The following is a 13,362-nucleotide window of genomic DNA, read 5'->3' as shown; positions in this document are numbered from 1 at the left end:
ACGATCTACAGGAATGCTATCCTGCCCAAATAGTTTAAGTACATTACTTCACAATCTCACTCAAATTTTAACATAAATATCTAGATTTCTTTAAAGGCGTTGTTCAATAATATGGCCCTTTTCATGAAGAAAGACGCTTTCCTTATTTCAGAAAAGCGCCCGATTGTTGAAAATCAGTGGCTGCTGAGTATGGCTCGCACTTATTGAACTCTAGCACACCGTTCGTAACAATGAGGACGGGATGCCAAAGCATCAGTATTCACTCTATCAAATCCTGTTACTTCAACAAAAAAAGAAGCAGCCTAAAATTAGGAGCCTCTTCATTATAGAAAACCTTGAGTTAAATATTAGAATATGCCTTCACATTTACTTCAAAGAATAATCCTGTACGTCATTCCAGTTATTAACTCTCACGTATCCTGTTTCAAGGATATTGTGAAGAACAGTAAATATGATTCCCTACCCACAAAAACAACGATTGGGGAAAAAAATATAAAGATTTAAGAAAAAGCTAAAGCCTATACTGGTCTTTAGCTTTTTCTTTTTAATTATGTTTGCATAGTTTATCTTAAACTAACCTGACCTTTCGTTTAAGTATATTTCTTCACAATGCTCTTCTCATTTTAACATCATTTCCCAAATACCTTATTCAACAATCGGGCAGCAGTTATCTACAGTATCATTACTAAAAAGTTGATAGAATGCACCATTATCTTTTTAATAAAAATTTAGCTAGTTTGCTCGGTACTCTCCCATTTATTTGACCATTTCTCTATCTCATTCAGAATTGGCTTAAAGGCTAAACCTTTTTCTGTCAATGAATATTCGATTCGAACAGAAGTTTCTAGAAAGATAACCCGTTTAACAATTCCTAGCCGTTCTAATTCTTTTAGCCTTTCGGACAGTACTCTTCTACTTATTCCTATTGAAGATTCAATACTATGAAAACGCTGTTGCCCGTCTAGCATCGTATAAATAATTAAGCCATTCCAACGTTTACTCAAAATACTTATTGTTTTCTTAAAGCTGGGATTAACCACACATTTATTCATTTTTAATCCCTCCTAGCGTATATTTGGGCAAGCAGGCATTCTGATTTTTTTCTGTGAGTTTGCAGTATTTCAATGAACCATCACCTATGAAAATACTGATGGTTCAATCATTTCTTTAAAATCAGTATTCTGCTTCTTTTGCTTCTCGAATATTTTTATAGGTTTCGGTTAGTAAAACTGTGTCTTCCACCAATCGTGCAATACGGAAGAAAATATCATCATTTACTATTTCTTTACGATGGAAATCCTTTTCTTCTATAAAGACATAAGTTTGAACGATTTGCGCCTTCAGATATGAAAGAATTGGTTTTAATTGTTGTTCAGCAATTAGGAAATGTTTCGGTGACCCAGCTGTAATGACCATGCTGACAATTTTATCTCGTAAGGCATTCACAGGCAGTAAATCAAACAAATTTTTAAGCGTTGCAGGAATAGATGCTTGAAATATGGGTGTACCAATCACAATAGCATCTGCTTCCATCATAGCTTTTGTAATACGTCCAGTATCACCCTCATACTCTAAATAATTTCGACCATCACTAAATCGAATGTCCATTTCCGCTAAATCAATTAACTCAATCTCAACAGTTGCATAGGATTTTTTAAATTCTTCAAAGACGACATTCATAGCCGTACGCGTTTTTGACCCAACAATTGAACTAGAAATAGCTAGTACTTTCATGTTATACAGCTTCTTTCTTTGTAAATTTTTTAATCTCAGGAAATATTTTTATACCAATTAACTCAATATTTTTCATAACATTTAATTTTATTGAGTAGTTCAAATTTTTCTTCAAATAACTGTTCATAAGCTCGTACAGGGTCCCATGTACTGATAATTGTTGAAGCACTAGATATCTTAATATTTTTAGTTGCTTGTACAATAGCCCCTAAGACAACTGTGTGTGCCTGAGTTGTAAAATACTCTCCAAGACCAAAGAAATCAATGCCTGCCTCTTCTGCAAGCTTTGCTTCTTCAATTATTTCTTGAATTCGTTGTTGTTGTGTTATACGCTGTCCTGTATGTGGATTTGAAAGAGGATCATCTAAGCCAAACTCGATTCAATCGTCTTTTTTAATTTGATATTGTTCCATATTTATTGCCCCACTTTCAAATTATTTTTGTTAATGTTATTATGAATCTAATAGCATATTTTATAAAGTACGCACTTAAAAGTGGTATAGTATACAAAAAGATACTAAAGGGGTAATTAGGATGAATCTAGAACCAGAATTATGTCGTGTAGAAGATGCTTTAAGCCATAGATCGACTACTGCCATGGTCAAAAAACCTTATCTGTTACTTGTATCGTCTTTAACAAGTTACCTAAATAATAAATCAAGTCCCGACCTCTATGAAGGTGGGGACTATTTGACGCTTGTTTAAGTAAGATTGATAGAAGAAATGAAATGATATAAAATTCATTTTTTTTGTTTTTTATAGACCACTAAGCAATAACATAATGAAATCACAGCAAAAAGAATCGAAACAGCTGCTTTTATTTTTTTCATTATATCCTCCTCCATCCATCTTTTTGTTTGCTTGGCTTATTTTGGAATACGAAATCCACGACATGCCTGCTGTTGCTTTGAAATAAAGTTTGATCAAAAATACCTTACAAATCATTATTTTATAATTAGTAAAAAGAATCCAATTAAAAAAAAGATTGATCATTTTCTACCCGTGTTGCTCTACAATCGCGCCCGATTGTGGAATATCAACTTACCTTTAATTAGGTCGTATTGTTAAACGGAAAACAATAGTTCAATAAAACAGCGGCAGTCTAGGACTTTCTTTTCCCTAGGCTGCCGATTTTGTAATTTCCTTTTCTGATAGTTGTTTATTAATCAACTGACCCCGCATACAACATGCGCCGAGTGTATGTGGCAACACATGGGGGCAGGTGAGTATTCAGTCTATTGTTCCTGGACTGATTCTTCATTAAATATTGATTTTGATAAATTATGGATAATATCTCCACGGCTTATAATCCCTATAACTCTACCTGCTCCATTCACTACAGGAAGCTTCTTAAAATGATGCTTGGATATTAAACTAATGGCACTTTCAAAGTCATCATCGGGTGCTAATGTCTTAATATTTTTCTTAACCATAATTTCCTCAATAGGGGTATTCATTTTTTCTCTTAATACATCTTCTATTTTTTGAGCTTCTTCTAAATAGGTAACATAGTAAGCTAAATAAAAAGTCTCTGTATGTGGGGAAAGAAAGCGTACGATATCCCCATCTGAAACGATGCCCACTAAATTTCCTTTATCATCAACCACTGGGACACCACCAATTCGATTCGTTTCTAAAATAGAAGTTAATTCTTTGACAGTTGTTGAATGCTTAGCTGTAATTACTTTTCGAATCATAAAATCGCGTACTTGCATGTAGACCTTTCTCCTTTCCGCATAAAGAATAAAGAACGTACTAGCGGCTTTTACAAGGTTAATTTCTTGCGCATACAAAGCTAAGAATGAAGCAATAACAAAATGCAATCACAGCAAAAATAATCGAAACAGCTGCTCTTTTATTACATAATCCTTTTATAGTTGTTTATTAATCAACTGACCATCTATAAACACATGCTGTTTTAATTTCTAGTAGTAGAAAAACCTGATTTTTCGTAAAACACTAAATTTGTGTCCCATAAGGTTGCCTTATACTATTCTTTGATTGCCATTAATTTCTCCGATTGTTGTTTTCTTTTTATGGTAGTGGCGGCAATCTGCAAGCCCATCATCGCTACGTTAATCACAATCAGCCCCGCTATTGCTGTTGAGAAGCTATCCGTCGCATCGTGAATCCAGCCAAGAATAAGGGGGCCGGTTGCCCCGATTACATAGCCGGCTGATTGAGTCATGGCCGACCAAGCAGCCGCCTCCTGTGGATTGTCGGTAGCGTCCAAAGGCAGTAGTAGATTGAGAGAAAACAATGCGCCGGCGCCTACACCAATAAAGATCGTGGCAATCAACGGTGCAATGGAGGACGCAAGCATCACAAGCCCTACGAGTTCCGACAGCGCTGCAACCATTAGCCAAAGGCGACGGGAAGGGAATTTGCGAAGCAAGATCGGCAGAACAAGGCTTACCGGAATCTGAACAACGACGAAAATCGTAAGCGCGCTTGCAGCGTAGGACTTACTATAGCCCATCCCTTGAATAATATCTGGCAACCAAGCTGTGAATGAATAGAATAGCATGGCCATCAAGCCGAACGTCAGTGTAAGTAGCCACGCTTTCTTATTTGTCCATGGCATACTCATCTTCGTGCCGGTTGAAGTGGGATGATCTTGCGGTCTAATATGCCTCATAACGAACAACCACCATAACAGCACTGCGACGAATGCGATTACCGCCCATATCCCGAGCGCGCTCTGCCAAGAGTTCATACTATTCTGCATTGGCACGATCAAGCTCGAGCTTAGTGCTGCTCCCAGAGTAAGCGCAACCGTGTATATCGCAATCATCGAGGGCACATGCTTAGGAAAGTGGCGCTTAATAAATCCGGGAAGAAGCGGTCCTGCAAATGCAATTCCTATACCCGCGATAAAAGCGGTAATAAGCAAGAATGAGCCCGAATTCGTGAAGAACCTAAGAATAGTACCGACTCCGATGACAAGCAGCGACCATCCCAATACCCGCTCAATACCCCATTTTCCGCTGAACTTTACGGCTACAGGAGCGAAGAGTCCCATGCAAAGAACAGGAATCGAGGTCAGCAAACTCGCTACGGAAGCGTTCATTCCTAAGCTGGTTCTAATCGTTTCGAGCAATGGTGCGACCGAGTTAATTGCCGGACGCAAGTTCAATGATGCAACAAATAAAGCTATTATCATTAGAATATATTTTTTTTTCATAAAAATTTCATACTCTCCTTTAGGATGTTATTATAAATTTCAAACCAATACAAAAAGCCCAACTTCACTGTAAATTAATAAGAAATTGGGCTTTTCATTACTTCATTAAAGCGCCCTATTCTGGAATATTAACTTTTTAATTTATTTGTTTTTTATTTCTCGTCTTACTAGTGGCATTACTTTAGTAGCTAATAATTCAATTGCACTTGCCACTTGGGAGAACGGCTGACAAATATCGAGCTGCATAATAAAGCGATCATGACCAAATAATTCGTGCTGATAAAGAATCTTTTCAACGATTTCTTCTGGACCTCCAACAGCAAGTGCATCGTTTTTGGAAACAGCTGCGGCCACCTGTTCTCTCGGAATATTTCGTCTCATCATCGTTCTAATATAATTTGAATAATATGGATGAAATTCATTAACAGCTTGTTCTGCAGTCTTGCCAATATAGCCATGGCTTGTGATCGCAATTTTTAGATCCTCTTCTGCGTGGCCCGCCGAAACCCCAGCTTGACGATAGGCTTCTACTAAAGGTTTTACATAAAGAGGATTACCTCCTAAAATAGCGAGTGCCATTCCAAAACCAGCCTGCCCAGCCCGAACTGCACTTGCAGGGGTTCCTCCTACTCCTCTCCAAACAGGAATCTTATCTTGTTTTGGTCTAGGTGCAATCTCGCTATTATTTAATGGCGAACGAAACTTCCCTTCCCATGTAACACGTTCATTGTTATTTAATTCTTGTAACAATTGTAATTTCTCTTCAAAAAGCTCGTGATAATCATCCAAGTCGTAGCCAAAAAGAGGGAACGATTCGATAAATGCTCCTCTACCTGCTATGATTTCAGCACGCCCCCCTGAAATTAGATCTAATGTCGAAAAGTCTTCAAATACTCTTACAGGATCTGCTGTACCTAATACGGTTGTAGCGCTGGCTAGTCGAATATTTTTCGTTGCTTGTGCAATCGCTGCTAATACAACAGGAGTTGCTGAAACTGCAAAATCCAAACGATGATGTTCCCCTAAGCCAAAAATATCCAATCCTGCTTCATCAGCTAGCTTCGCTGTCTCGATTATATTTTGAATGCGTTCTTCTGCAGAAATGATTTTTCCAGTAATAGGATCTGGAATTATTTCTCCAAAAGTATAGATACCAAATTCAAACTTCTCTTGATTTGTCTTGCTCATAAGGCAACCCTCTTTCATTCATATAATTAATTCCCTTAAAATAAAATAGCATCCAGTGATTTATGTCCTCTACCCGTAAGTGCTATAGCAATTGCTACAACTAATGTAGCAAGACAGTATTCATATCCACCTTTCGTAAACCAATAACCATTTTTTCCATAAACCTCTAAATTCGCTACAACCGGTCCTCCCCTTTAATTCTCTTTATCTAAAATGTTTTTAGATTTCCTTTGCTTGATGTTATTATTACTTATAATAAATATATTAAAAAGTACGCACTTAAAAGTGGTATAGTATACAAAAAGATACTAAAGGGGTAATTAGGTTGAATATAGAACCAGAATTTTGTCATGTAGAAGATTCATTAAGCATATTAGTCGGGAAATGGAAACCAATTATCTTATTGCATTTATTGAAGAACGGTACTCTAAGATTCAGTGAATTAAAACGAAGAATGCCTGGAATCACGCAGAAAATGCTGACTAATCAATTACGCGATTTGGAAAACGAGGATATTATTCAGCGTGTTGTCTATCCACAGGTTCCTCCTAAAGTGGAATATTCGATTACAGAATACGGCAGGAGCTTGGAACCGATCATACACGCAATGCATGAATGGGGAACAAAGCATACATTGCATAAAAGACAAAAAGTGAACGAAAGAGCGAGTATATAAAAAACTGCCTATATTGGCAGCTTTTTATATTAAATATCCGTATTTTTTAAAAGGTGTTGCTCAATTATATGGCCCTATAATGAAAATAAGCGCTGTTCCTTGTTACAGAAAAGCGCCCTATAATGGAATAACTAGAACATGATCTTAATCTTAATTGTAGAAGGAAAAATACCCATAAAAATGTTAAATTAGGGATTACTACTACAGTGTGCTATACTTAGTCTACCATTTGTACTATTACTGATTGTGTTTCATGATTGTTGCACAAGCCCTATTCATTTATTGAATAGGGCTTTCATTTTGTTGATAAAGTCTCTTGTTCCGTATATTATCTTGAATTGGCAATCCTACTGTCCCTTAATATAGATAAAAGCAATTTAAGCAAATAAAAAAACAGACCCTTCATTTAGGGTCTGCCATCTGCTATTATTAAGCTTTTTGAACGTTTGTAGCTTGTGGGCCACGTTGTCCTTGTTCAATTTCAAACGTTACACTTTGACCTTCGTCTAAAGATTTGAAACCTTCGCTTTGGATAGCTGAGAAATGTACGAATACGTCTTCTCCTGCTTCACGCTCGATAAATCCAAAACCTTTTTCTGCATTAAACCACTTAACTTTACCTTGTTCCATAATTGTTGCCTCCTCGTGTGGATCTCCACACATTGTGTTACTATCCTTGCTCAAATACCTTAGACGAAAAACAAAATCTATTCTCAATCTGAAAAAAGAACAAAAATAATTCTTCTTAAGAATAACAGACATATCATGAAATAGCAAATAGTATAACTCTTATTTCTGATGAAGATATTTCTTTATCAAATGTTATTGAAGAAAATGGTCCGATACAAAAGAACACCTTCTTCAAGAATGGCGCCCGATTGTGGAAGATCGTTTTTCAACTAAAGCCCCTGTAATTGAAGTATAGGAACGAAAAAAATGCAGGTTTACAGCGTTAATAAATCATCTCTATATACAGGTTTTTATTCAGATAACACCCCCATAACATTTTCTGCAAAACCTTGAAAAGTCTTATTGTAGCTATGTTTATATACCTTTGCATAAAAAGCTGTATAAACAATATTCAAAAGAAAACCCAAGAAATTTTGATTTCACAGCATTTCTTGGGTTTTTGTGTCTTCCCAAACTTACATTTGGGAACGTTATTTTGAATACAAACTAATAAAACTATGAATGAGTTACTACTTTTTTCATTAGGTCATGTAGTGTTTTTTTCTTTAAATTTTCCTCTAATTCAGCCTGGACAGTTCGAAATTCACTTTCAATTACTTTCACAATGGATTGTCCATACGTGCATTGAGGATTTACTTTTTGATGCACGACAAATAGCTCATTAGAAGGGTCAACAGCTTTTAATATCTCATATAACGTGATGTTTTCGGGTTTTTTAGCCAACATAAGCCCTTTTTTTATCGAGACGGATTTTAATAAACCGGCTTTTTTTAATGCACTCGACATCCGACGCACAACTACTGGATTTGTCCCTATACTTTCGGAAACTATTTCGGAGTTTAGCGTATCTTTCTCTGGTACACATTCGACAAACGCTAATACATGGATACCAATTGCTAATCTTGTATTAATCACGTTTTTCCTTCCTCCCTATTTATCGCTAAGCAGACGGATGTACTGAAGTTTAAAATTATAGCATGTAAAGCGAATATTTGAATGAAAATTCATAAAAAAAACGCTAAAAAGCAGTCCTTTTTTAGACAAACCGTTCGAATCAGTCCATGAAGATGTTCTTATTTTTCTCCAACAACCGTAATCGCTGCACAAAGGTATTTTTCACTTACGGCTTCGTCAATAATTGCCACAGCTAAATCTGCATAGCTAATATAACTTTCCCCTGCTGAATTAAAAATTAAATGGTCTTTCCCTACTTCATAATTACCTGTTCTCTTACCTTCTGGGTCAAAAAAAGCTGCTGGAGATACGTATGTCCACTTGATTGAAGAAGCTTTTAAATCTAAATAACTTTCGTATTGATTTTTTGAAGACGGAATTAAAAACTCTGGGAAATCAGGCGTGTCAAATAGATGTGTTGTGCTTGTCTCGTCAACAAAAAGTCTCCCCGCACCACCAACGACTATTAAACGCGTTGAAACATCGCTAAAAATAGCGATTAAATGTTTCCCCATCACTCGATATTGTTCAGCATCCGTTAATGGTGCTGCAAAAGTATTGATAATGACATCAAATGGTTTAATATCCTCTTCTGTTAGTTCTAATATATTTTTTTCAATCACCTGTACCGATTCTGTCAATTTTGATGCATCTCGTACAATTGCTGTAACGTCTAATCCTCTTTTAATAGCTTCTTGTGTAAGCTTTTGCCCAGCCTTACCCGTAGCACCGATAATACCAATTTTCATAATAGCTCTCCCTTAAATATGCTCAATTCTTACATTCATCGTAACAATTACAGTTACAATAAATCTTATTATAGTGACAGTACCTGATATTAGCAAGGATGATTTACTATTTGCTGTTCAGTTAGAGGGATTTAATTATATTACGCTCCCAAAGCGTCGTTTGGTAAACTTTCATAAAAGAACGGTATTCAATAATATGGCCCTTTAACTGAAGATGATTTAACAGTATTAAGAACCTTTTGTAATATCCTTGATCAATGACGTACCAATTACATTATAGAATCTTTCTTTCTCTATTTTTCCTTTAAGTTAGTATGGAAAGTTATCTTTTATTATTGTTTTGGTATTGTTCTCCCAGTCTTCTCTTATCATCGCATATCCAACAGTATCAAATAATTGTCCGCTTTGTCTCCAGGATCTACGGTTATAAGATTCTTTCACAAATCCGCTATTAAAGAACGTTTTTCTCATCGCAAAATTATCATATCTGGTATGACCTTCGATTCTAATAATATGAGTGTAATTATTGAATACATAAGTACTTAACCAATTAAGAATATGCTTTGCTATTCCTTTGCCTCTAAACTTTTCTTTCAATCGCAAATCGAATAAACATATGGGATCTTCTAAATCAAAAATTCTTATTAAACCAATCTTTGTATGATTATCCATGATCCAGAATGTTTGGTTCCCGTTTTCATTATAATTCCCATTGGCTAAATTTTCTCTTATAGACTCCTCAGTAGGATTCTCCTGTCCATGAAAACTCCATGTTTCTGATGTTAAAAATTCTACTAATTCATCAGCCATTTTATTTTCAAACTCTAAATATGTGTACATCATTCTCCCCCTTGAATGGCTATTAATTAAATCCACATATATGAAATTCTTTCACCTATATTATAACGTTTCCTTACTAAATCAACCTTCATCAATTAGTTTAAGTAAAATCTTGACAATTTTAATGATAAATTCAAACTCGAATATTCTAATTGACTAAAAGTTCTTCAACAATCTTGCCCGATAACAAAAAGGCATGCCTTTTTATATGCATGCCTCAATTTCGGTTGAATTTTCAAAAATATTTACTATAAAAATCGTGCCTCAACTTTCCACTTAGCTGGGCATATATTTTTGTGGTCTCACTCTTCTCATGACCAAGCAAGCTCTGGATCACTTCAAGTGGCGCACCTTTATTAATCATATGTGTAGCATAGCTGTGTCGTAATTGATGAGGATGAATACTCTTTTTTATCCCAGCACGATTTGATATGCGTTTGATAATATATCTCATAAATTGTATGGTTTTCGTGCCCATTGTAGCAAAAGCTTCGCCAGATAACACTCCAGATTTTCAATATAGACTTAAGCGGTGAGCAATATTGCCGAAAATCTCTGTGATCTCGTACGTTTCTTCTTCCTTAAAGTCAATCAAATGCCCTTCTCCCAATAGTTTCTCACAAGGCTCGATAAACTGCTGAAGATCGTAAATGACAGGAGACGAATCCGTATTTTTAATGATCACAGCTTCTGGAACAAATAATTCGTACAATACACGTATATTAGGTTTATTTCCATTTTGATTGGTAAACGCATCAAAAAAAGGTAGCAGTTAATTGATCTAGAATCATTTTTGTATCGAATGATTCATGATGGTTATTTATACGGTTTTTCATTTTTTTCTATCGTAGGCAAATAGTTTAAGTTCTTCAGGATCATTAGGCATTCTAACCAATCGTTCAAACTGCAACCCCACTTTTTCGAGAAGCTTGGCTGAAGCGTGATTGTCTTTAGTAGTAATCGCTACAATACGATTTAGCCCTAACGTATCTTTTCCATATGTCATTACCGCGGAGGCTGCTTCATAGGCGTATCCTTTTGACCAATACTTTGGAAGAAAGGCAAATCCAATATCCACATCCTCTAAGGAATCTCTTTTTATCAGACCGCAGATTCCAATCGGTACATGATCCTCTTTTCGTTCCACCAAAAAAAGACAGAAACCGTATTCCTCATACATACGAATTGGTCCATTCAATATATAGGCAGCTGAGTCTTCTGTTGTTCTCAAACCTCGATCACCAATGAACCTCAACCAAGAGGGGTCGTTCATAAGCTCAAGGATAAATGCCGCATCGTCGGTTGTTTGTAAGCGAAGGGTAAGTCGATCTGTTTCTAAAATTTTCAAGGGAAATACACCAGCCTTTCAGTATTTTTAGTCGAAGGGGTACAGCAAAAATTCCCTCTTACTTGCTTCCAGTCCCTTTTAGGCAAAAAAGATTGTGAAGGAATGTACTTAAAGTAACTTTAAAGGTTTATCTAAGGAGGATATAGCAGACTGCTTAAATAGCAATCTGCTTTTTTGAAGAAAGGGATTCATAAACTATAAATCTTCAACAGCCAATTGCTTTTCCAACAGTATTTGCCTCTTATTTTCTTTAAAGGTTCGTATATTTCCGGGTTGAAAAGGACCAGCCTTCATGGCTTCCAATTCCCCGCTCTCTGCCATCATCAAGTCATTCTTGTAGGCAGCCATCGCCAGTTCATACCTCACTTTTTTGCTTGCTTCCGCGAAATCCGCTTCCTTCACTAGACCTGATATTGAATACCGGTGCCCCCTGAAATCCACGTTCAGTTCAGTGATTTGGTTGAATTTGAAACTCTCCACGGGAACGCCGTTCTCATCCTTCAGCAGGTATTCACTGTATTTCTCGTTGCATGTTTGTTCCACTTCCTCCATCACCTTGAAGGCATCGTCCGGATTTTGCCTATAATTGAGGACGAGGCTTTCGTTCACCCTTCGCATTTTCCGGTTCCCGTTCTGAAGTTCCGTGATGCTACTATAAGAGATCGAATAAAGGTATCCGTCATACTGGCGGATCTTCAGGTGGCGTATGCTGATTTCCTCGATTTTTCCCTGACGATTTCCATTGATAATGACATAATCCCCGTGTTGGATCTGGCGCTCAAACAAGTAGGTCAGCCCCATAATATAATCCCGGATGATATGCTGGAAGATCAATGCGAAGGCACCCGCTAAAACAACCGAACCAGTGAAAATCTTTGTCAGGTCGAAGAAATGGCTAAGCACATAAACAAGGAAGAACACCAGTCCCAATACCTTTGTCATCTGGTTAGCGAATTGCTTAAATGTCTCTTCCCGCTTTCCATCCAAGATTTTCGTTTTATCAAAGAAAAGATTGATAGATTTGCGGATTAAATAAACCGTGAGTATAATCAGCAGTGCCACTGTTAAAATTTTTATGGGCAACTGCAGCAACTTCCCCGAGAAAAACATCCTACCAACTCCTACTTTCTTTAAACTATATAAAAGGAATGCGGATAAGGAGAAAAACCTTACCTTCCTAACAAACCTTAATGATAGCACGGTTCCATAAAAAAAAAATCCTCTCCGTGCTTCTTGGGGAACGACTATATTGCCAATAATGTATTTTCCGCTGCTAAATGGATATTAAAAGATATAGCGATAAAGGTCAATAAGGGAATTGAAACTTAATATTACTTAAAGCGTAATAAAGATAAAATAAATAGTTAAGCGATTGATTAAAGGGGAAAACCGATTGTCACATAAAATTTTTTCATAGCAATAGCAGGGGTAGTTCTGATCTTTTCAAGTATTTGTATGGGAAGTTCATTAGGGGATTCTTGGCTAATTAGCCAAGAAGACGGGATCGCTGATACTAGCCAATACAACATGATTGTTCAGACTTTTAATAATAACTTTGTTATTATTGGCAGCATACTATTTGGTGTATTTTAACTAGCGGGTAGCCTTAGTTAAACAAGCTTAAGGCAGCGATCATAATCATTATCTTGTTCTTCCACAATCGTGCGCTTTAGTTAAAGAGTGATTGCTGTGGCTATCCTTTTTGTTTTTTGTGCAGGTGGCAACAGTTATAGCTTACCAATGAGTAGATAAAATTCATAAACACGGTAAAAGACTTTTTTATAATGCAGTCAGTTTGTTTTATTACAATTATTACAATTAGTATATAACTTTTATTTAATAGGTAATATTTGGATTGTTGTGGTAGTCGGCTTTTAGAGTTACTGTAGTAAACGACATTTTTTTTAAACAACATACTTGTGTCTAACGACAACTCAGTCGGGACTTAAACAACTCGGTCGTGACCTAGAAACCAGTATTTTTAAACAAGGTTTTTGAT

Annotated in this window: 15 protein-coding genes and 1 pseudogene; 2 read left to right on the top strand and 14 right to left on the bottom strand. The window is 36.3% G+C overall.

Annotated features, from left to right (window positions below; genetic code table 11):
• Positions 1-728: 728 nt before the first annotated feature.
• The 6 genes and pseudogenes from V7127_RS23200 to V7127_RS23175 all read right to left on the bottom strand — a co-directional run bounded on the left by V7127_RS23200 (position 729) and on the right by V7127_RS23175 (position 6,106).
• On the bottom strand, positions 729-1,052 hold the full coding sequence (locus tag V7127_RS23200) for a winged helix-turn-helix transcriptional regulator (RefSeq protein ID WP_335347529.1): 324 nt from the start codon (positions 1,050-1,052) through the stop codon (positions 729-731).
• 121 nt (positions 1,053-1,173) lie between these two features.
• Positions 1,174-1,734: an NADPH-dependent FMN reductase gene (locus V7127_RS23195; protein ID WP_335354927.1), complete on the bottom strand. Its 561-nt coding sequence runs from the start codon at positions 1,732-1,734 to the stop codon at positions 1,174-1,176.
• Positions 1,735-1,856: 122 nt separating this feature from the next.
• A pseudogene (locus tag V7127_RS23190) lies at positions 1,857-2,114 on the bottom strand (LLM class flavin-dependent oxidoreductase); the annotation flags it as partial.
• Positions 2,115-2,969: 855 nt separating this feature from the next.
• Complete coding sequence (locus tag V7127_RS23185) at positions 2,970-3,449, bottom strand: CBS domain-containing protein (protein ID WP_335490180.1); 480 nt, start codon at positions 3,447-3,449, stop codon at positions 2,970-2,972.
• A 275-nt stretch (positions 3,450-3,724) separates the two neighbouring features.
• Positions 3,725-4,918, bottom strand: coding sequence for an MFS transporter (locus tag V7127_RS23180; RefSeq protein WP_335490177.1), 1,194 nt, complete (start codon positions 4,916-4,918; stop codon positions 3,725-3,727).
• 141 nt (positions 4,919-5,059) lie between these two features.
• Entirely contained in the window at positions 5,060-6,106 is a 1,047-nt protein-coding gene (locus V7127_RS23175; protein WP_335490174.1) for an LLM class flavin-dependent oxidoreductase, read from the bottom strand.
• Positions 6,107-6,431: 325 nt separating this feature from the next.
• Between V7127_RS23175 and V7127_RS23170 the strand changes: the two genes are divergently transcribed.
• On the top strand, positions 6,432-6,782 hold the full coding sequence (locus V7127_RS23170) for a winged helix-turn-helix transcriptional regulator (protein ID WP_335490170.1): 351 nt from the start codon (positions 6,432-6,434) through the stop codon (positions 6,780-6,782).
• Positions 6,783-7,211: 429 nt separating this feature from the next.
• On the opposite strand, the gene V7127_RS23165 is transcribed toward V7127_RS23170, so the two are convergent.
• The 8 genes from V7127_RS23165 to V7127_RS23130 all read right to left on the bottom strand — a co-directional run bounded on the left by V7127_RS23165 (position 7,212) and on the right by V7127_RS23130 (position 12,473).
• Complete coding sequence (locus V7127_RS23165) at positions 7,212-7,412, bottom strand: cold-shock protein (RefSeq protein ID WP_057998306.1); 201 nt, start codon at positions 7,410-7,412, stop codon at positions 7,212-7,214.
• A gap of 555 nt (positions 7,413-7,967) precedes the next feature.
• Positions 7,968-8,387 carry an Rrf2 family transcriptional regulator gene (locus V7127_RS23160; RefSeq protein ID WP_335490166.1) on the bottom strand — a complete coding sequence of 140 codons (420 nt, stop codon included), beginning with the start codon at positions 8,385-8,387 and terminating at the stop codon, positions 7,968-7,970.
• 158 nt (positions 8,388-8,545) lie between these two features.
• A complete protein-coding gene (locus V7127_RS23155) occupies positions 8,546-9,175 on the bottom strand; it encodes an NAD(P)-dependent oxidoreductase (protein ID WP_335490163.1) in 630 nt (209 codons plus the stop codon).
• A 309-nt stretch (positions 9,176-9,484) separates the two neighbouring features.
• Positions 9,485-9,985 (bottom strand): GNAT family N-acetyltransferase, encoded by a 501-nt coding sequence (locus tag V7127_RS23150; protein ID WP_335490160.1) that lies wholly within the window; start codon positions 9,983-9,985, stop codon positions 9,485-9,487.
• A 265-nt stretch (positions 9,986-10,250) separates the two neighbouring features.
• A complete protein-coding gene (locus V7127_RS23145; RefSeq protein ID WP_335490157.1) occupies positions 10,251-10,469 on the bottom strand; it encodes a tyrosine-type recombinase/integrase in 219 nt (72 codons plus the stop codon).
• A gap of 60 nt (positions 10,470-10,529) precedes the next feature.
• Positions 10,530-10,727: a hypothetical protein gene (locus V7127_RS23140; RefSeq protein WP_335490154.1), complete on the bottom strand. Its 198-nt coding sequence runs from the start codon at positions 10,725-10,727 to the stop codon at positions 10,530-10,532.
• A gap of 120 nt (positions 10,728-10,847) precedes the next feature.
• Entirely contained in the window at positions 10,848-11,363 is a 516-nt protein-coding gene (locus V7127_RS23135) for a GNAT family N-acetyltransferase (RefSeq protein ID WP_335490152.1), read from the bottom strand.
• A gap of 195 nt (positions 11,364-11,558) precedes the next feature.
• On the bottom strand, positions 11,559-12,473 hold the full coding sequence (locus V7127_RS23130; RefSeq protein WP_335345636.1) for a mechanosensitive ion channel family protein: 915 nt from the start codon (positions 12,471-12,473) through the stop codon (positions 11,559-11,561).
• A 345-nt stretch (positions 12,474-12,818) separates the two neighbouring features.
• Between V7127_RS23130 and V7127_RS23125 the strand changes: the two genes are divergently transcribed.
• Complete coding sequence (locus V7127_RS23125; protein WP_335490149.1) at positions 12,819-12,956, top strand: hypothetical protein; 138 nt, start codon at positions 12,819-12,821, stop codon at positions 12,954-12,956.
• Positions 12,957-13,362: the final 406 nt, after the last annotated feature.

Origin of the sequence: Bacillus sp. JJ1773 (genome assembly GCF_036962035.1) — a bacterium.
Taxonomy (GTDB): Bacteria; Bacillota; Bacilli; order Bacillales; family Cytobacillaceae; genus Cytobacillus.
Note: the sequence above shows the minus strand (reverse complement) of the source record. Positions and strands in the feature narration are given on the sequence as shown.